The 17,345-nt window shown below is 72.8% G+C and carries 17 protein-coding genes and 1 pseudogene; 10 read left to right on the top strand and 8 right to left on the bottom strand.

What is annotated here, in order from left to right; translation table 11 throughout:
- A pseudogene (locus LEL83_RS10240) lies at positions 1–948 on the top strand (hypothetical protein); the annotation flags it as partial.
- A 328-nt stretch (positions 949–1,276) separates the two neighbouring features.
- Here the strand turns inward: LEL83_RS10240 and LEL83_RS10235 are convergent.
- Entirely contained in the window at positions 1,277–2,134 is an 858-nt protein-coding gene (locus tag LEL83_RS10235) for a LysR substrate-binding domain-containing protein (protein ID WP_198658250.1), read from the bottom strand.
- Between the two features lie 136 nt (positions 2,135–2,270).
- On the opposite strand from LEL83_RS10235, the gene LEL83_RS10230 reads away from it, so the two are divergent.
- Complete coding sequence (locus LEL83_RS10230; RefSeq protein WP_225558730.1) at positions 2,271–3,593, top strand: MFS transporter; 1,323 nt, start codon at positions 2,271–2,273, stop codon at positions 3,591–3,593.
- A 253-nt stretch (positions 3,594–3,846) separates the two neighbouring features.
- On the opposite strand, the gene LEL83_RS10225 is transcribed toward LEL83_RS10230, so the two are convergent.
- A complete protein-coding gene (locus LEL83_RS10225) occupies positions 3,847–4,494 on the bottom strand; it encodes an NAD(P)-dependent oxidoreductase (RefSeq protein WP_225558729.1) in 648 nt (215 codons plus the stop codon).
- A gap of 124 nt (positions 4,495–4,618) precedes the next feature.
- On the opposite strand from LEL83_RS10225, the gene LEL83_RS10220 reads away from it, so the two are divergent.
- Both LEL83_RS10220 and LEL83_RS10215 read left to right on the top strand, forming a co-directional pair.
- Entirely contained in the window at positions 4,619–4,981 is a 363-nt protein-coding gene (locus tag LEL83_RS10220) for a winged helix-turn-helix transcriptional regulator (RefSeq protein ID WP_225558728.1), read from the top strand.
- A gap of 206 nt (positions 4,982–5,187) precedes the next feature.
- The gene (locus tag LEL83_RS10215) at positions 5,188–6,219 is read left to right on the top strand and encodes an NADPH:quinone reductase (protein WP_225558727.1); all 1,032 of its coding nucleotides are present in this window, start codon (positions 5,188–5,190) and stop codon (positions 6,217–6,219) included.
- An 84-nt stretch (positions 6,220–6,303) separates the two neighbouring features.
- On the opposite strand, the gene LEL83_RS10210 is transcribed toward LEL83_RS10215, so the two are convergent.
- On the bottom strand, positions 6,304–6,489 hold the full coding sequence (locus tag LEL83_RS10210) for a hypothetical protein (RefSeq protein WP_111093138.1): 186 nt from the start codon (positions 6,487–6,489) through the stop codon (positions 6,304–6,306).
- Positions 6,490–6,530: 41 nt separating this feature from the next.
- Positions 6,531–7,340 carry a GAF domain-containing protein gene (locus LEL83_RS10205; protein WP_225558726.1) on the bottom strand — a complete coding sequence of 270 codons (810 nt, stop codon included), beginning with the start codon at positions 7,338–7,340 and terminating at the stop codon, positions 6,531–6,533.
- Between the two features lie 113 nt (positions 7,341–7,453).
- Here LEL83_RS10205 and LEL83_RS10200 point away from each other — a divergent pair, with 113 nt between their 5' ends.
- Entirely contained in the window at positions 7,454–8,350 is an 897-nt protein-coding gene (locus LEL83_RS10200) for a patatin-like phospholipase family protein (RefSeq protein ID WP_225558725.1), read from the top strand.
- The gene (locus LEL83_RS10195) at positions 8,347–10,422 is read left to right on the top strand and encodes a S9 family peptidase (RefSeq protein ID WP_225558724.1); all 2,076 of its coding nucleotides are present in this window, start codon (positions 8,347–8,349) and stop codon (positions 10,420–10,422) included. Before LEL83_RS10200 ends, LEL83_RS10195 begins: the two co-directional genes overlap by 4 nt.
- Before the next feature lie 62 nt (positions 10,423–10,484).
- Here the strand turns inward: LEL83_RS10195 and LEL83_RS10190 are convergent, their stop codons facing one another.
- A complete protein-coding gene (locus LEL83_RS10190; protein ID WP_225558723.1) occupies positions 10,485–11,690 on the bottom strand; it encodes a glycosyltransferase in 1,206 nt (401 codons plus the stop codon).
- Positions 11,691–11,752: 62 nt separating this feature from the next.
- Between LEL83_RS10190 and LEL83_RS10185 the strand changes: the two genes are divergently transcribed.
- Together LEL83_RS10185 and LEL83_RS10180 are read left to right on the top strand one after the other, a co-directional pair.
- Entirely contained in the window at positions 11,753–12,649 is an 897-nt protein-coding gene (locus LEL83_RS10185; protein WP_225558722.1) for a UbiA family prenyltransferase, read from the top strand.
- Positions 12,646–14,121 (top strand): phytoene desaturase family protein, encoded by a 1,476-nt coding sequence (locus LEL83_RS10180; RefSeq protein ID WP_225558721.1) that lies wholly within the window; start codon positions 12,646–12,648, stop codon positions 14,119–14,121. The genes LEL83_RS10185 and LEL83_RS10180 overlap by 4 nt, the downstream gene beginning before the upstream one ends.
- A gap of 115 nt (positions 14,122–14,236) precedes the next feature.
- On the opposite strand, the gene LEL83_RS10175 is transcribed toward LEL83_RS10180, so the two are convergent.
- Positions 14,237–15,430, bottom strand: a complete 1,194-nt coding sequence (locus tag LEL83_RS10175; protein ID WP_225558720.1) for an acyl-CoA dehydrogenase family protein — start codon at positions 15,428–15,430, stop codon at positions 14,237–14,239.
- Between the two features lie 47 nt (positions 15,431–15,477).
- Here LEL83_RS10175 and LEL83_RS10170 point away from each other — a divergent pair, with 47 nt between their 5' ends.
- On the top strand, positions 15,478–16,086 hold the full coding sequence (locus LEL83_RS10170) for a QsdR family transcriptional regulator (protein WP_225558719.1): 609 nt from the start codon (positions 15,478–15,480) through the stop codon (positions 16,084–16,086).
- Positions 16,083–16,526, top strand: coding sequence for an acyl-CoA thioesterase (locus LEL83_RS10165; protein ID WP_225558718.1), 444 nt, complete (start codon positions 16,083–16,085; stop codon positions 16,524–16,526). Before LEL83_RS10170 ends, LEL83_RS10165 begins: the two co-directional genes overlap by 4 nt.
- A gap of 142 nt (positions 16,527–16,668) precedes the next feature.
- Here the strand turns inward: LEL83_RS10165 and LEL83_RS10160 are convergent, their stop codons facing one another.
- Positions 16,669–16,818 carry a hypothetical protein gene (locus LEL83_RS10160; protein ID WP_225558717.1) on the bottom strand — a complete coding sequence of 50 codons (150 nt, stop codon included), beginning with the start codon at positions 16,816–16,818 and terminating at the stop codon, positions 16,669–16,671.
- Between the two features lie 32 nt (positions 16,819–16,850).
- Positions 16,851–17,291: a VOC family protein gene (locus tag LEL83_RS10155; protein ID WP_225558716.1), complete on the bottom strand. Its 441-nt coding sequence runs from the start codon at positions 17,289–17,291 to the stop codon at positions 16,851–16,853.
- Positions 17,292–17,345 lie beyond the last annotated feature (54 nt).

The following is a 17,345-nucleotide window of genomic DNA, read 5'->3' as shown; positions in this document are numbered from 1 at the left end:
CCGTTCGAGAACCCGGCGGCTCCCCCGGCGGCGATCACCCCCGGCGCGGCGCTCGCCATGCCGGTGTCCCCGGTGACCGCGGGCCCCGCGGCCGCCCCCGAGCCGACGACCGGCGACGCGGCCAGCAGCCCGGCGGACGGTGCGGTGGTCCCTGCTCCCGCCGCGGTCGTCCCCGCGGTGCCGGTCGAGCCCGCCGTCGTGGCGCAGTCCGCCCGTCCGGCGCCGACCGCTGCGCCCGTCGTACCCGCTCCGCCCGTCCCGCCCGCCGCACCGATCGCGCCGGGCGCCGGACAGCCGCGGTTCTCGGTGCCCGGACTCGAGCACGTCGTCGTCGAGGGCGCCGAGCCGGAGCCCGTCGGCCCGATCGGCTACCGCACGCCCCGACGCTTCGCACACCAGCGGGCGGCCAAGCCCGCGCCGACCCCGCCCACCCGTTCGTTCGACGCCGTCCTGCACGCGGCTCCGTCCGCGTCGGCAGCTCCGACCGCACCCGATGCGACCCGGCCGCCCGTGGCTCCGGTCGCACCGTCCGTGACACCGGACGTGTCCGCCGGGGCCGACCCGGGCCTCCCGACCGAGGCGATCGAGCAGCCCACGTCGGCCGCGACGCCGGACCGACGCCCCCTGGTCGGCGTGACGCCGGGCGCGGTGCTCGGCGCCGTCGCCGGAGCCGCGACGATCGGACTCGCGGCCTGGTGGTTCACCGCGCCGGGGACCGTGCACGGTGTCGGCCTGGTGCTCGGTGTGCTCGCGCTGGTGCTCTCGATCGCCACCGTGCGGAACCCCCTGGCGACGTGGCAGCGGCCGGTCGGGTTGCTCGGTGCGGTCCTCGGCGGGGTGGGCACGCTGGTGCTGCTCTGGGCGGTGGCCGCTGCGCTCCTGCCGCTCGCGGGCGTGACGCTGCCGGACCTGACCGGGACCGGCACGACCCCGACGCTCGCGCCGTAGCGGAGGCGGCGGCGGCGTCGAGGTCCCCTCTCTTGTCGCGAGACGCCGTCGTCTCAGCAACACGCCGCCCCGCCGTCGAGACGCCTCCGGAAACAGCGGCGTCTCGCTGACTCCGCGGCGCCGAACCACCACGCCGGCGTCTCGGCTGCACGCCGTCGTCTCAACAACACGCCGCCCCGCCGTCGAGACGCCTCCGGAAACAGCGGCGTCTCGGTGACTCGGTGACTCGGCGGCGTCGAACCGCCACGCCGGCGTCGTGCCCGTACCCGCGCCCACGCCGTGCCCACGCCCGCGTCGCGTCCACGTGGGCGCCCGACCCGTCCGCGGCTCAGACGGCGCGGACGACCCCGCGCGACAGGATCGCGTTCGTCAGCGCGTCGATCGGTTCGCGCTGCACCGTCGGGTTCGCGATGAGGACGTAGTCGACCGCGGGCAGGTCCGGCAGCGCGAGCCGCTGCGACACCTTCACCAGGTCCGCCGGGATGAGGGAGTGCGGGAACACCGCCACGCCGATGCCCGCGCGCACCGCGGCGAGCACCCCGTTGACGTCGCGGGTGTTGCAGGTGATCCGCCAGGTGCGGCCGGCGGCCTCGAGCGCGTCGATCGCCATCTGCCGACTGATGCTCGGCGCCTGGTAGGCGATGAGCGGCACGGGCTCCCCGGGCTCGAGGGCGATGCCGTCCTGCGCCATCCACACCATCTGGTCGGTGGCGACCCGGGTGCCCTCGGCGGACTCCCCCGCGGTCTGCTTGATGAACACCAGGTCGAGCTGTCCGGCGTGCACGCGGCGGAGCAACGGAGCCGACTGGTTCACCGTGAGCTCGAGGTTCACCTGCGGGTGCAGCCGACGGAAGTCCCGCAGGATCCGCGGCAACTGCGTGATGGCCAGGTCGTCGGCGGCCCCGAACCGCAGCCGCCCGCGGGTCGCGGCGCCGGAGAAGTAGGCGTCGGCGGTCGCGTGCGCGGCGAGGATCGTCCGCGCGAACCCGGCCATCGCATCACCGTTGTCCGTCAGCGCGACGCCGCGGGTGTCCCGTGCGACCAGGGTCCGCGACACCGCCGTCTCGAGCCGCCGCACGTGCTGCGACACCGTCGGCTGGCTGATGCCGAGCCGGGCGCCCGCCTGCGTGAAGCTGCCGGTCTCCGCCACGGCCAGGAACGTCTGCAACAGGACCGGATCGAGCACGTCGCGCCTTCCGTCGGTGCGACCTCATTCGACATCGCAATGGAGTGATAGCCACCATAGGGGTGTCGAATGACGCGCGACCACGTAGTTTCGATGGGGTACCAGATCCACGCCGACGTCCGGAGGACCCCACACCGTGAGTGCGTCACCGACGACCCTCCCACCGCCCACCGAACCGCTCCCCGTCCAGACCACCCGGCCACCCTGGCGCCACACGCTCATCGCCCTGTCCGTGCCGAACTTCCGGCTGTTCACGGCGACGAACCTCGTCGCGATGACCGCCGGGTGGATGCAGCGCATCGCACAGGACTGGCTCGTGCTGCAGCTGACCGGGTCGGTGGCACAGGTCGGCATCACCGTGGCGTGCCAGTTCGCGCCGATGCTGCTGTTCGGGCTGCTCGGCGGCGTGCTGGTCGACCGGTTCTCGAAGCGTGCGCTCATGATGATCACGCAGGGCGCCTTCGCGGTGCTGTCCGCGCTGCTGGCCGTGCTGACCCTCGCCGGCGTGGTCGAGGCCTGGCACATCTGGGTGATCGCGTTCCTGGTCGGCATGGTCACGGTCGTCGACAACCCGGCGCGTCAGGTGTTCGTCACCGAGATCGTCGGGCACCAGCACCTGCGGAACGCCATCAGCGTGAACTCGTCGGTGTTCCAGCTGGGCGGCATGATCGGCCCGGCGCTGTCCGGCGCCCTGCTCGTGGCGGTCGGCGCGGGGTGGTCGTTCGGGGTCAACGCCGTCGCGTGCGTCGCCGTCGTCGTGACCCTCGGGTTCCTCAAGGTCTCCGAACTGCACCGCACACCCCCGGCCCCACGCGGCAAGGGTCAGCTGGTGGAGGGCCTGCGCTACGCCGTGGCGAAGCCGACGATCATCGTGCCGGTGATCCTCGTCGCGTTCTTCTCGGTCTTCGCGCTGACGATGCCCGTGCTGCTGTCCGCCTTCGCGTCACAGGTCTACGACGTCGGTGCCGGCGGCTACGGGGTCTTCAACTCGGCCGTCGCGGTCGGCGCCCTGGCCGGGGCCCTGCTGTCCACACGACGAGCGGTCGTCCGGCTGCGGACCATCGTCGGCGGGGTGTTCTGGACGGGCGTGCTCCTCGTCGTCTCGGGGTCGATCCCGGTCATCGCGCCGTTCACGGTGGCGCTCGTCGCCGTCGGGATGTCGCAGCTGCTGTTCATGACGGCCTCGAACTCGCTCGTGCAGCTGTCGTCGAACGTGGCGATCCGTGGCCGCGTGATGTCGCTCTACGTCCTGGTGCTGCTCGGCGGACAGGCAATCGGCGGACCGATCATGGGCCAGGTCGTCGACCACTTCGGCGCACACGTGGGGATGATGGTCGCCGGCGGCGTCCCCGCTGCGGCTGCGGCCGTGATCGCGGTCGTGCTGGCCCGCCGCGGAGGCCTGCACCTGTCGGTGCGGATGCGCCACCACCTGCCGGTGCCGGCGATCGTCGCGCACTGAGCGGCGGCCGCGGGCGGCGCCTGCGCGTTGCGCGCGGGTCGCGGCCGACGCGTTGCGCCCCGTTGCGGGCGCGGCACGGACCGGACGGGAGGCACGGGGCGGCCCCGCCCCGTGCCTCCCGTCCGCCCGCTGGTCGCGCCGGGCGGTGGCGGCGCGGCGGGGTTGCGGAACGGCGCACAACCGAAGTCGCCCGGAACCACGCGTTCGCGTGGTTCCGGGCGACCTCGGTTGTGCGGAGTGGAGCCGAACTGCGTCAGTAGGCGACGCCGAACCGCGTCTGGTGGTGCGCGGGGGTGACGATCTCGTCGACGAAGGCGATGGCGTAGTCGGCACCGGAGATGTCGGAGTTGCCCTCGGCGTCGGTGAGCAGGACCTCGTCGGTGGTGCGGTAGGTGCCGCGACGCTCGCCGGGGTTGTAGCTGCCGAAGGCCGCGGCGGGGCTCACGTAGAACCAGTCGACCTCGGTGTCCGAGGCGCGGAGGGCGTCGAGGATCTGCGCGTGGCTCTTCGCCTCGCCCTTGAACGCGTCCGGGAAGCCGTCGGTGTCGAACAGCTGGGGCCCGTCCTCGGCGACGCGCAGGGAGCCGGCACCGCCGACGATGCCGAGCCGAGCACCGGTCGCAGCGGCGGCGTCGACGAAGTGCTGGAACTTGTCCTTGAGCTCGCTGCCGTCCGCCTGCACGGCGTGGAGCGAGACGACGACGACGTCGGCGCCCTTCGTGACCTCGGACACGAAGTCGGCGTCGAAGGCGTCACCCTGCGCCAGGGTCAGGCCGTCGGCCGGCTCGAGCTTGCTCGTGTCGCGGGCGACTGCGGTGACGGTGATGCCACGCGAGAGGGCCTCGTGGGTGATGGCGGAGCCGGCGTAACCGGTGCCTCCGAAGACGACGATGTTGGTCATGGTGTTCCCTTCGTGGAGCGGTGGGCGGTGCGAGTGCTCGTACCGGCCGGGCGTTGACACTCACCGTACAAGAGTTACTCTCTATCAGTAAGTAGGCACCTGACAGTGCGTGACGGAGGACTCCATGTCGGCTCTCGAGTACAGCCCCTACGCGGCGGACTGCCCCAGTCGACAGCTGCTCGACCGCATCGGCGACCGGTGGAGTGTGCTCACCATCGGTGCGCTCGCCGACGGTCCCGCACGGTACTCGGCGCTCGCCGCCCGGGTGCAGGGCGTCTCGCAGAAGATGCTGACGCAGACCCTGCGGGCGCTGGAACGCGACGGCATGGTGACGCGGACGGTGTTCCCCGAGATCCCGCCGCACGTCGAGTACGAGCTCACCGACCTGGGCCGCTCGCTGCGCACCGTGCTCGTGCCGCTCGAGGACTGGGCGACGACGCACATGCCCGACGTGGCGACGGCGCGCGAGGGGTATGACGCGCGCTGAGGCGCGGGCGTCGTGGGTCGACGTGCTGGCGCGGGCTTGGCGGGCGTGGGTCGGTCGGGCCGGGCCGCGCGGGTCGGCGGCGCTTGGTGAGCAGGAATGGTCGGGTCGGAGGCGCGCACCCGACCATTCCTGCTCACGATGTGCCGCACGGACCTCGACCTCCCCCACTCGGAATCCCCGACGGCGCCGAGTGGTTGCCTGGGAGCATGCGATCGATCGTCTACTCGAAGCCCGGTGACAGCAGCGTCCTCGAACTCGTCGAACGGGACACCCCGGAACCCGGCGCCGGCGAGGTCCGGGTCCGCGTCGTCGTCTCCGGCGTCAACCCGACCGACTGGAAGGCCCGTGCCGGCGGCACCTACGGCGACGACCTCCCCTTTCCCGAGATCACCCCGAACCAGGACGGCGCCGGTGTCGTCGACGCCGTCGGCCCGGGCGTCGAGCGCCTGGCCGTCGGTGACCACGTGTGGCTGTTCATGGCCGCGGCATCCCGTCCCACCGGTACCGCGCAGGAGTACACGGTCGTCCCCGAGTCGCGTGTGGTCCCGCTGCCCGACGGCGTCTCGTTCGACGTCGGCGCCTCGCTCGGCGTCCCCGCGATGACGGCGCACCGGGCGCTCACCACCCACGAGAACGGCCCCGCCCGACTCGAGCCCGGAGCCCTCGACGGCTTCACCGTGCTCGTCGCGGGAGGCGCCGGAGCCGTCGGACATGCCGCCATCCAGCTCGCCCGCTGGGCCGGCGCGACGGTGATCACGACGATCAGCTCGGACGACAAGGCCGCGCTCGCGACCGCAGCAGGCGCCCACCACACCGTCGACTACCACCAGGACGACGCTGCCGAGCGCATCCGATCCGTCGCGCCCGACGGTGTCGACATCGTCGTCGAGGTGTCGATCCCACAGAACGCCGCGCTGGTCGCCGACGTCCTGGCGAACCACGGCGTCGTCTCGATCTACGCGAACAACGGCGGCGACGAGGCGAGCCTGCCGATCCGGCCGAACATGAGCGTGAACGCCCGGTACCAGTTCCTGCTGCTCTACACGATCGGCGACGAGGCCCTGGCGGCCGCCGCGGAGGACGTCACCGCGGCGTTGCGCGACGGGGTCCTGCCCGTCGGTGAGGACGCCGGCCTGCCGCTCACCCGGTTCACACTCGAGCAGACCGCCGCGGCACACGACGCCGTCGAGCAGGACACGGTCGGCAAGGTGCTCATCGACGTCACCGAGGCGCCGTAGTCCGGCTCCGGCACACGCTGCACGGACGACGAACGGCTCCCACACACGTGTGGAAGCCGTTCGTCGCGGACGATGCGGGACGGGTCAGCGGCCCAGACGCGCAGCGATGGCTGCGGTGACCCGGAGTCGGGCTGCAGCGCGCTCGCGCTCGATGTTGGCGGCGATGACGTCGAGGTCTTCGTAGTCGGCGTCGGTGGTGGTGTCGTTCCAGTTCGGTGATGAGATCCGGGCACGCCCGAACGACGGCGGAGCAGGGTTCACGGTCGTCATGGGGGCATCGTACGTCGAGCGTCCGACAGAGCGTGTGAGCATCACGGGCCTTTCCTTGGATCGCGGTCGCGCTCGGGGAACGAGTAGGTCAACGAGAACGCGACGGCCATGAACGACGCCATCATCGCGATGACCTTCGCGTCGAGGTCGGTGAACGCGTCGGGCACCGGGGAGTCGACGGTGAGCATGCCGAACGAGTACTGGTCGGACCGGATCACCACCGAGACGTACGAGGTGTACCGCGGTTCGAAGCCCGGCAGGTCCTGGTCGACGTCGACGTCGGCGGAGCGGTCGCCGACGATCCGGGGTGATCCCCCGACCAGCACCCACTCGAGGTTGCGGTCGCCGTAGGGCGTGCCCGCGCGGAAGACCCCGGCGGTGTCGCCGGCACCCCCGTGACCGATCGGCTCGAGCGCGCGCAGATCGGTGGACAACTGGTAGACGTTGGCGCGGACGTCGGGCACCTTCGGCAGCAGGTAGAAGGCCAGGGCCACGGCGACGCGGTCGGCGACGACGGAGAGTTCGCCGTGGCGTTCGGACCGGGGCAGTTCGGCGAACCGGACGAGCCGGGTGGCGATCTGGCCGAAGGCGTACCGGACCGCCGTCGACTGCTCGAGCTCCGCCGCGGTCGCGTTGTCCTCGGCCACCGCCCGCGCAGCGTCGCTGCGCCGCGTCCGCACCACCTGCACCGTCACGGCCGCGGCGAGCACGACGAGTCCGAACGCGACGAGCGACAGCCGGACCGCCGGCGTGACGAACAGGTTCGGCAGCTGGAACGCCGCGGTGGGCGCAGCAGCCACCACGATCGGCCACACGACCGTGCCGACCCGTCCTGAACGCTGTTGCCCCATGCCCTCGACGCTAGGTCACGCCACCGACGCGGACGGGGTTGTCCACAGGTGGGCTCTCCACAGGACCTGACGGCCTGCGCCGGCCCGTCGCACGCAACTGGTAAGCAGGACGCATGACCGACGTCACGACACCCGTTCCCGGATCCAGAGCCCTCGTCCTCGGTGGCGGAGGTGTCGCCGGGATCGCGTGGGAGGTCGGCGTCCTCTCCGCGCTGCAGGACGCCGGCGTCGACCTCGACGCCGCGGACCTGGTCGTCGGCACGAGCGCCGGCAGCGTCGTGGGCGCGTTCGTCCGGAACGGCGCCGTGCAGCAGGCCTTCGACCAGCAGCACACCCCGGCACCGACCACGTACGTCGAACCCGCACCCATCGACGTCGAAGCCGTGCAGCAGCACATCGGTGCCGCACTGCAGGGCGCGACCGGTGAACAGGACGCCCGAGCACGACTCGGACGCGCAGCCCAGCAGGTCGTCGGTGGGCAGAGCGACGACGAACGCACCGCGACCTTCGGCGAGACCCTGCCCTCGACCGAGTGGCCGGCGAAGGCCCTGGCCGTCACCGCGGTGGACGCGACCGACGGCACCTTCCGGCTCCTCACCGCGGCGGACGGCATCCCGCTCCCCCGGGCCGTGGCCGCGAGCTGCTCGGTGCCCTTCGTCTGGACCCCCGTCACGATCGACGGCCGACCCTACGTCGACGGCGGGGTACGCTCCGGCACCAACGCCGACGCGGCAGCGGGGCACGAGCGCGTCCTGGTGATCGCGTGCGGGCCCGAGGGTCCGTCGCCGTGCGGGCCGTGGCTCGACGTCGCCGTGGAGGCCCTCCGCGCCGGCGGCTCGTCGGTCGAGGTCGTCGTGGCGGACAGCGCGTCGCAGCAGGCCTTCGGCACGAACTCGCTCTCCCTCGCCACGCAGGCGCCGTCGGCCGAGGCCGGACGCGCGCAGGGAGCCGCCGTCGCGGAGCAGATCGCCGCGTTCTGGGCCGAGGACCTGGTGGGGGTGAACGCATGAGCACGCCCTTCTCGGACCTCGACCAGTACATCGCGCTCCCCCGCGTCGACGGGATCGCCATCGACCCGGACGGCACGCGGGTCGCCCTGACCGTCAGCACGCTCGACGACGACCGCACCGGGTACCGTCGCTCGATCTGGCAGGTGCCCGCGACACCGACCGGCGACAGCGGCGGAACCGGCGACACGGCAGGACGCCCGGTGCGCCTCACCCGCTCCGCCAAGGGCGAGGGCGGCATCGCCTTCACCCGCACCGGCGACCTGCTGTTCGTCTCCGCCCGTCCCGACGCCGGGGCTGCGGAGCTCGAGACCGCCCAACTCTGGGTGCTGCCGTCCACCGGCGGCGAGGCCCGCCCGCTCACCCGTCTGGCCGGCGGCGTGGGTGGCGTGCTCGCCACCGCGGCGGCCGCCGACGTGGTCGCGCTCACCGCCGACCTGCTCCCCGGCGCCGGCACCGACGCCGCGACGGTGCTCGACGCCGACGCCGAGCTCCGGAAGGCCCGCACCGACAAGAAGGTCCGCGCGATCCTGCACGAGACCTACCCGGTGCGGTACTGGGACCACGACCTCGGGCCGGACCAGACCCACGTCCTCACCCTCGAACTCGTGCCCGGACCCGTCACGGCGGCGGGCTCGACGCCCGACGCCGTCGCGCCCGAGCAGCCGGTCGACCGCACGCCGGCTCCCGGCAGGTCGCTCGACCACGTCAGCGGCGCACTCACCCCTGATGGATCGGTGCTGCTCGCGGCCGTGGGCGTCCGGGAGGCCCGTGGGGACCGCTCGACGCTGGTCACCATCGACCTGTCCAGCGGCGACCGCACGGTGCTGTTCGACGACGTCGACGTCGACCACGAACTGCCCGCGCTCAGCCACGACGGCCGGACGATCGCATGGGTACGGACCGTCCGGTCGACACCCGCCGGCGCGAACCAGCAGGAGGTCTGGGTCGCCGGCATCGACGGCTCGGACGCCCGTCGTGTCGCCGCCGACTGGGACCGCTGGCCGAGCGAGCTCGTGTTCGAGCACGGCGACGGAGCACTGCTCGCCGTCGCCGACCAGGACGGCCGCGCGCCGGTCTTCCGGATCCCCCTCGACGGCGGCGCGGTCGAGCAGTTGACGCACGACGACTGGGCGTACTCGAACCTGCGCGTGGCGGAGGCGACGGGCGTGGTCGTCGCGCTGCGGGCCTCCTGGGCGGCGCCGATGCACCCGGTGCGGATCGCGGCGGACGGCACCGTGACCACGCTGGCGACGCCGGCGCCCCTGCCGGACGTCCCCGCGCACCTGGAGGAGGTCGAGACGACCGTCGCCGACGGCGCCCGCGTGCGCGGCTGGCTGGTCGTGCCCGACGGCGACGGACCGCACCCGCTGCTGCTCTGGATCCACGGCGGGCCCCTGAACTCGTGGAACCAGTGGTCGTGGCGGTGGAACCCGATGCTGGCCGCGGCCCGCGGGTACGCCGTGCTGCTGCCGGACCCCGCGCTGTCGACCGGCTACGGCCTCGACTTCGTGAACCGCGGGTGGAACGCCTGGGGGCAGGCGCCGTACACCGACCTGATGGCGATCACCGACGCGGTCGCGGCCCGGCCGGACGTCGACGAGACCCGCACGGCTGCCATGGGGGGGTCGTTCGGCGGCTACATGGCGAACTGGGTCGCCGGCCACACCGACCGGTTCCGGGCGATCGTCACCCACGCGAGCCTGTGGGCGCTCGACCAGTTCAACGGCACGACCGACTCGTCGCAGTACTGGTCGTCGATCTTCGACGCGGACGGCATCGCGGCGAACGACCCGCACCGGTTCGTCGCCGAGATCTCGTCACCGATGCTCGTGATCCACGGCGACAAGGACTACCGCGTGCCGATCGGCGAGGGGCTGCGGCTCTGGTCCGAGCTGGCCGAGCACCACGCGGCGCCGGACGGTTCGATGCCGCACCGGTTCCTGTACTTCCCGGACGAGAACCACTGGGTGCTCTCCCCGCAGCACGCGACGGTCTGGTACGAGACGGTGTTCGCGTTCCTCGGGCAGCACGTGCTCGACGAGGACTGGCAGCGACCCGAGCTGCTCGGCTGAGTGGCAGACCCGAACCGGAGGAGGAACCGCCGACGCTCCCGGCCCGTCTCCGCGAGCACGGCTCAGAGCGCCTCGAGCACGTCGAGCGCCCGCTCCACCCCGTGCTCTCCGCGCATCCGTCGCCCCACGTCGGCGGCACGGTCGCGGCGGGTCAGGGCGTCGCGCATCGCGGGTTCGAGCGTGCCCGTCGACATGCGACGCAGCGGGACCGGTGTGGCGGCCACCCCCTGTCGGTGCAGCTGGGCGGCCCAGAACGGCTGGTCCGCGGTGACGGGCACGACGACCGCGGGCACGCCGGCCCGGGCAACGGCGTGCGCGGTGCCGGCCCCGCCGTGGTGCAGGGCGAGCGTCGCACTCGGCAGCACCGCGTCGAACGGCGTCGACCGCACCGTCAGCACGTCAGGGCCACGGAGCTCGGCCGGCAGCGCGAGGCCGCCCGCGCCGGTGACGAGCAGCACCCGGAGGCCGTGCGTGCGGGCCGCCGTGACGATCGCGGACCCTCGAGCCGAGGCGTCCCGCGCCGTCCCCGTCGCCATGGATCCGAACGAGGCGACGATGGAGGGGCCGGCCCGCAGGAACGCGCTCACCTCGGGATCAGGTGACGCCGCCGGCTCCTCCTCGTACCAGGCCCCCGTCTGGTGCACCCGCTCCGGCCAGTCGTCGGGCCGCGGGAGCAACACGGGACTCACGGCCATGAGCGTCGCCCGTGACGGCGACCGCCGCGCGGGACGACGACCGCCCGGCAGCTCGGCGGCGGCGCGCGCCACGTCGGCGTCGAAGAGACGGGCGACGGCGCGCGGGACGGCGTAGGTGGACCGGTTGCGCGGGCCGAGGTCCCGGGTCGCCGTCGGGCCGCCGGCGGCGGGGAAGCGCTGACTCGGGGTGGCCACGGGCGCGAACTCCACCAGCACGCGCGGAACACCGAGCGCGTCCGCCGCCATCGGCGCGCTCAGGACCAGCGGGTGGTGCACCACGACGTCGGGGTCGAACGCGACGCTCTCCCGCACCGCGGCCGCGAGCATCCGCCGCATCGCGGGACGCACCTCGGCGCGCAGGTGGTGTGCGAGCGCCCGAGGGGTGCGCCGGGTGGGGAACAGCACCCGGTGCGCGTCCAGACCGAGGCGCACGCTGTCGACGCCCTCGGGCGCGACCGCGTCGTCCGGAAGCGCCAGCCGGACCTCGTGTCCGCGGGACAGGGCGTGTCGCGCCAGTGCGGCGAAGGGCTCGACGTCGCCACGGGTGCCGGCGGTGAGCAGCATCATGCGCATCCGACCAGTGTGGCGCGGAAGCCGGCGTCCGGCCGCACCGTCGGCCGGGTACGCTCGGGCGGGTGACTGACGGCCTCGAGCGGATGCCGCGCACCGCGCCGTTCAGGATCGGACCGGCCGTGCGCCGGCTCCTGCTGATCTCGCGTCCGGTGCTGTGGATCAACACCATCGGCTCCGGACTCGTCGCCGTGTGGCTCACCGGCATGCTATTCGACGTGCGGGCGCTGCCGCTCATCCTGTGGCTCACGCTGCCGTTCAACCTGCTCATCTACGGCGTCAACGACATCTACGACCAGGACACCGACGCGGCCAACCCCCGCAAGGGATCGATCGAGGGTGCCAGGATCCGGCAGTCCGAGGTGCGGCTCATCGCCTGGGCCGTCGCGATCGTGAACGTGCCGTTCCTCGTGTACTTCTCCATCGCACTGCCGCCGCTCGCGAGCGCGGTGATCCTGCTCTACGCGGGTGTCTTCGTCTTCTACTCCGCACCGCCGCTGCGCTTCAAGGCGCGGCCGTTCCTCGACTCGCTGAGCAACGCCGCGTACGCGCTGCCGCTGGTCATCGTCCCCGCGGCACTCTCGGTCACCCCGGTGTGGCCGGCTGCCGTCGGCCTGATGGCGTGGAGTGTGGCAAAGCACGCCTTCGACGCGGTGCAGGACATCGTGGAGGACCGCGATGCGGGCATCACCACCACGGCGGTCCGGCTCGGGGCGCGAGGAACGGCGTGGTGGAGCGGGGCCTGGTGGATCGTGTCCACGGCACTCTTCGCCGTGGTGAGCGTGCCCGTGGCCGCCGTCAACCTGCTCATCGCCGGCATCCTCGTGGTGTCCCTGCTGCGCGACCCGACGCCGGAGACCGGGCACCGCCTGTACCGTCTGTCGGTCGCCTTCCCGTACATCGCGGGGTCGTTCGTCGGGGTGCTCCTCATGGTGTCGATCGTGCTGGGAGGCCGCTCGTGAGTCGCATCGTCGTGGTCGGGGGCGGCATCGGCGGACTGACCGCCGCCGCGCTGCTCGCTCATGCTGGCCATCGGGTCACCCTGCTCGAATCCTCCGCCGAGCTCGGCGGCAAGAGCCGGCGCATCCACCTGGGTGCGGACCGGATCGACACCGGCCCGTCGCTGATGACGTTCCCCGCCGTGTGGGACGAGTTGCTGCGGCGACTCGGCGAGAGCCAGAGCGCGGGCGCAGGCGCAGGTGCCGGCGTGGGTGCGGGTGCGGGAGCGGGCGAGCGCAATCGCGACGACGGCCACCTCGACCTGGTGCGGATGCCCGAGGTGGGACGCTACTACCACGACGGCGAGGAGACCTCGCTGCCGGTCGCGCCCGACCACCCGTGGTACCCCGCCTGGCGCCGGTTCTCGGACCTGCACGCGCCCCTCGCCGACGACGTGACCGAGCTGCTGCTCGCCGACCCCCTCGACCGCGCGGCCCTCCCTGCACTCCGTCGGCTGCTGGCCGTCTACGGGTCGCGCCTCACGACGCGTGCCTACCTGGACGGCCTGCCGTGGCTGCCGGACGGGCTGCGCGAGATCATCGCGATCCACACGCTCAACGCTGGCGTCTCCCCCGCACGCACCCCCGCCCTCTACGCGAGCATGCCGGCGATCATGGCCGAGACCGGGGCCTGGGTGCCACGCGGCGGGATCTACGAGATCGTGCTCGCGCTGGGCCGACTGGCCGAGGCCGCCGGAGCCGAGGTGCGCACCGGCGAGACCGTCACCCGCATCGAGCGCGGGTGGGTCACCACCGAAGCCGGGCGGTACCCGGCCGACCTCGTCGTCAGCGCCCTGGACGCCGACCGGCTCACCACGCTGACGGGCCCGTCGCGGATCCCGCCGCTCCCCCGCCTGCGCCCCCGCACCCTGTCCTGCTCGGCCGTCGCGGTGTACGGCGTCCTGCGCCAGGAGTTGCCGGCGCACCTCGCCGCGCACAGCGTCGTGCTCCCGACCAAGCCCGCTGCGCTGCACCGCAGCCTCGAGGCCGGCGACGAGCCGGCGGACACCATGGTGTTCGTCAACCAGTACCGCGCGGGCGAGGTGTACCCGAACCCGCGCAGCACCGTCGGGATCCTGCTCACCGCCCCCGCCGACGGCGGTCACTACACGGCGGAGCACCCCTTCGTACGGCGCGAGGTCGATCGTGTCTCCCGGGCGATGGGACTCGACCGTCCCCTCACCGACCTGCTCGACGAGCAGGTCGTGCTCGACCCGCAGTACTACGGCCAGGGCGGCGAACCGCACGGTGCGCTCTACGGTGCGGCGCGGCCGCCGTGGCTGAGCGGGCCGTTCCACCGGCCCTCGTACAACGACCCCTGGCGGCCCTGGCTGTGGCGGGTCGGTGCGTCGGTGCACCCCGGCGGCGGCGTCCCGGCGGTGGTCGGCGGCGCGATGATCGCGGTGAACCGGCTGCTCAAGTCGACCCCGGCCTGACGGCGGTCAGCGAACCGCTCGCCCCGGCTTGACACGGACCAGCGAACCGCGACCACGGCCTGACACGGACCAGCGGACCGCTCGGCCCCGGCCCGACCGAACCCCCGGCCGACCGCTACACGAACGCAGCCTGCCCGGTGATCGCCCGCCCGACGATCAGGGTGTTGACCTCCCGCGTCCCCTCGTACGAGTAGATCGCCTCGGCATCGGCGAAGAACCGCGCGACCCCCTTCTCGAGCACGATGCCGTTGCCGCCCTGCACCTCGCGGCACCATCCGACGGTCTCGCGCATCTTCGCCGTGGCGAACGCCTTGGCCATCGCCGAGTGCTCGTCGCCCCCGGCACCGCTGTCCTGCATCGCCGAGGCCTGCGTGCACAGCGCGATCGACGCCGTGATGTTGGCGAGCGACTTCACGAGCAGGTCCTGCACGAGCTGGTGCGACGCGATCGGCTTGCCGAACTGGATCCGCTCGCGCGCGTAGGACAGCGCCGCCTCGTACGCCCCGACCGCGATGCCGATCGCCTGCCAAGCGACCTCGGTGCGGGTCAGGCGGAGCACCTCGGCCGTCGCGCGGAACGACGTCGCCCGCTGCAGCCGCCGCGCCTCGGGCACGCGGACGCCCTGCATGACGATGTCGGCGTTCTGCACGCCGCGCAGCGCGATCTTGTCCTCGATCTTGGTCGCGGTGAAGCCCGGGGTGTCCGTGGTGACGAGGAAGCCCTTGACCTGCTCGTCGGCGACGTCCTTCGCCCAGATGACGACGACGTCGGCGAAGGTGGCGTTGCCGATCCACCGCTTCTCACCGTCGAGCACCCACTCGTCGCCCTCGCGCCGGGCCGTCGTGCGCAGCCCGCGCGCGGAGTCGCTGCCGGACAGCGGTTCGGTCAACCCGAAGGCTCCGATCACCTCGCCCGCGGCCATGCGCGGCAGCCACTCGCGCTGCTGCTCGTCGCTGCCGCCCACCGCGATGGAGTTCATCGCCAGGCCGGACTGCACGCCGATGAAGGTCGCAACGCTCGCGTCGACACGCCCGAGCTCGAGCGCCGCCCAGCCGCGGTACACGGCGGAGTTCTCGAACTGCCGGACGAGCGGCACACCCGGCCCGTACATGCCGAGCTCGGCCAGCGGCGCGATCACCTGCGTCGGGAACTCGGCGCGCGCCCAGTACTCGTCGGCGATGGGCGCGACCTCGCGCTCGAGGTACTCGCGCAGCCGTCCGATGGACGCCCGCTCCGGCTCCGTCAGCTGCTGCTGGAAGCCGTAGAAGTCCGATTCGAGCAGGGTCGTCGGGAGCGCCGTCGTTGACATGGAACCAACGATGCATCATTCTCGAAAACGTTGCAAGGGAGGGTTGCGTGTACACATCGGATTCTGCGCTGCGCGCCTTCCGGGAGGCCCGTCACACCTTCATCGCCGGCTCCCGGATCGACATGGGCGCCTTGGCTGCCGCGCTCGGCGTGGACCGGACGTCGCTGTTCCGGTGGGTGGGCAACCGTGACCGGTTGCTGTCCGAGATCCTGTGGTCCCTCGCCGTGCCGACGCTCGACGGTGCCACCCGCGCCGCGGACGCCACCGGATCGACCGGTGCCGAGCGGCTCGTCGCCGTGCTCGACCGGTTCACCGCGGACTTGATCGACGCGCCCTACTTCCGGGCGTTCCTGACGCGCGAGCCGGCGCGGGCGATGCGCCTGCTGACGACCTCGGACAGTGACGTGCAGGGCCGGTTCGTCGGCCGGGTGACCGCACTCATCGAGGAGCAGGAGTCGTCCGGTACGTTCGACCCTGCGCCGCTGTCGGCCGAGGAACTCGCTCGACTGCTCGTCCGGATCTCCGAGTCGTTCACCTACGCCGAGTTCATCTCGGGCGAGGCCCCCGACCCCGCCCGAGCCCGTGCGGCCTTCGAGTACGTCCTGCGGCCCGACACGACGCGCTCCACACCAGCACCACCGATCGGAGACCGATGACCATCGACGAGTACCCGTTCCGCCGCGACTACCCCACCCGTTGGAACGACAACGACATGTTCGGGCACGTCAACAACACGATCTACTACTCGGCGATGGACAACGCGTCGACGTACTGGTTCCGCGAGGTCGCCGGGCTCGACCCGTTCTCGTCCGAGTGGATCGCCGTGCTGGTGTCCTCGAGCTGCCACTTCGTCGAGTCCGCCGTCTGGCCGGACGTCATCGAGGTCGGGATGCGCTCGAAGCACCTCGGTAACACCAGCCTGTCGTGGGAGTTCGGCCTGTTCCGCCAGTCCGACGGCGCCCTGCTCGCCACCGGCGAGTTCGTGCACGTCATCATCGACCGCGAGGGCGCCCGCCGCCCGGTCCCCCTGCCCGCCGAGCTCCGCGAGCTCGTGACCAGTTCGATGGTCGCGCCGCAGCCCGCCGCCGCCGACTGACCCCCGCCGAGCGCGCCCGGCCGCGCCCCACCCGTCGCGCCGGCCGCGCCGGCCCGCGCCGGCGCACACCCACAGTGCCCCCGAACCACGCGATCGTGCGGTTCGGGAGCACTTCGGTTGTGCGAGCCGGATCCGAACCGGGTCAGGGCCGGTGGTCGTCCCGCCGCGGCCGGTACAGCCGAACCGCCAGGTCGTCGCCGGCGGGCTTCGCACCGTTGAGGGTGCCGAGCACCGCTCCGACCGTCCGCAGGACGGACCCGATCCCCCGCCCGATGGCCCCCATGATGCGCATGTCCTCATCGTGGAGGCCGACGGCGTCGTGCGTCAACCCTTCAGGGCGGCCAGCTCGAGGTTGATGTCGTCCGGGTCCTGCACCGACAGGATCACCATGCCGGCGTCGCCGAGGTCGGTCACCTCGCCGTGCTCGACCCCGGCGGCGTCGAGCCGTGCGGCGGCCTCGTGCAGTTCGTCGACGGACCCGACGACGAAGCTGACGTGGTCGAGCCCGACGGAGTCCGGGTCGAAGGTCTGCCCGGCGGGAGCGACCGGCCGGAGCCCGAACACCTGGTCGCCGAGCCGGAACACCGCTCCGCCGTAGAAGCGCTCGCGGTCCTCGCGGACGCCGGGCTCGTCGACCTGGTCGCTGAAGTCGATGGCCGGCTCGGTGCCGAGCAGCTGCTGGTAGAACGCCTTGCTGCGGTGGATGTCGGTCACGGTCACCCGCACGTGGGCGAGCGCGGTCGGGCGGGCGAAGGGTTCGGTCATGCTGGGGCTCCTCGTCGGTCGACCCGACGCAGGGCCGCCGGGTGCGCGCCTTGG

The sequence above is a fragment of the Curtobacterium oceanosedimentum genome (assembly GCF_020297365.1).
GTDB lineage: Bacteria > Actinomycetota > Actinomycetes > Actinomycetales > Microbacteriaceae > Curtobacterium.
Note: the sequence above shows the minus strand (reverse complement) of the source record. Positions and strands in the feature narration are given on the sequence as shown.

Coding starts and splice junctions, on each gene's coding strand:
- LEL83_RS10175 (WP_225558720.1), bottom strand. CDS start 15,430: ATGTCAACGACGGCGCTCCCGACGACCCTGCTCGAATCGGACTTCTAC.
- LEL83_RS10155 (WP_225558716.1), bottom strand. CDS start 17,291: ATGACCGAACCCTTCGCCCGCCCGACCGCGCTCGCCCACGTGCGGGTG.
- LEL83_RS10190 (WP_225558723.1), bottom strand. CDS start 11,690: ATGCGCATGATGCTGCTCACCGCCGGCACCCGTGGCGACGTCGAGCCC.
- LEL83_RS10200 (WP_225558725.1), top strand. CDS start 7,454: ATGACCGACGTCACGACACCCGTTCCCGGATCCAGAGCCCTCGTCCTC.
- LEL83_RS10160 (WP_225558717.1), bottom strand. CDS start 16,818: ATGCGCATCATGGGGGCCATCGGGCGGGGGATCGGGTCCGTCCTGCGG.
- LEL83_RS10225 (WP_225558729.1), bottom strand. CDS start 4,494: ATGACCAACATCGTCGTCTTCGGAGGCACCGGTTACGCCGGCTCCGCC.
- LEL83_RS10205 (WP_225558726.1), bottom strand. CDS start 7,340: ATGGGGCAACAGCGTTCAGGACGGGTCGGCACGGTCGTGTGGCCGATC.
- LEL83_RS10165 (WP_225558718.1), top strand. CDS start 16,083: ATGACCATCGACGAGTACCCGTTCCGCCGCGACTACCCCACCCGTTGG.
- LEL83_RS10195 (WP_225558724.1), top strand. CDS start 8,347: ATGAGCACGCCCTTCTCGGACCTCGACCAGTACATCGCGCTCCCCCGC.
- LEL83_RS10215 (WP_225558727.1), top strand. CDS start 5,188: ATGCGATCGATCGTCTACTCGAAGCCCGGTGACAGCAGCGTCCTCGAA.
- LEL83_RS10210 (WP_111093138.1), bottom strand. CDS start 6,489: ATGACGACCGTGAACCCTGCTCCGCCGTCGTTCGGGCGTGCCCGGATC.
- LEL83_RS10220 (WP_225558728.1), top strand. CDS start 4,619: ATGTCGGCTCTCGAGTACAGCCCCTACGCGGCGGACTGCCCCAGTCGA.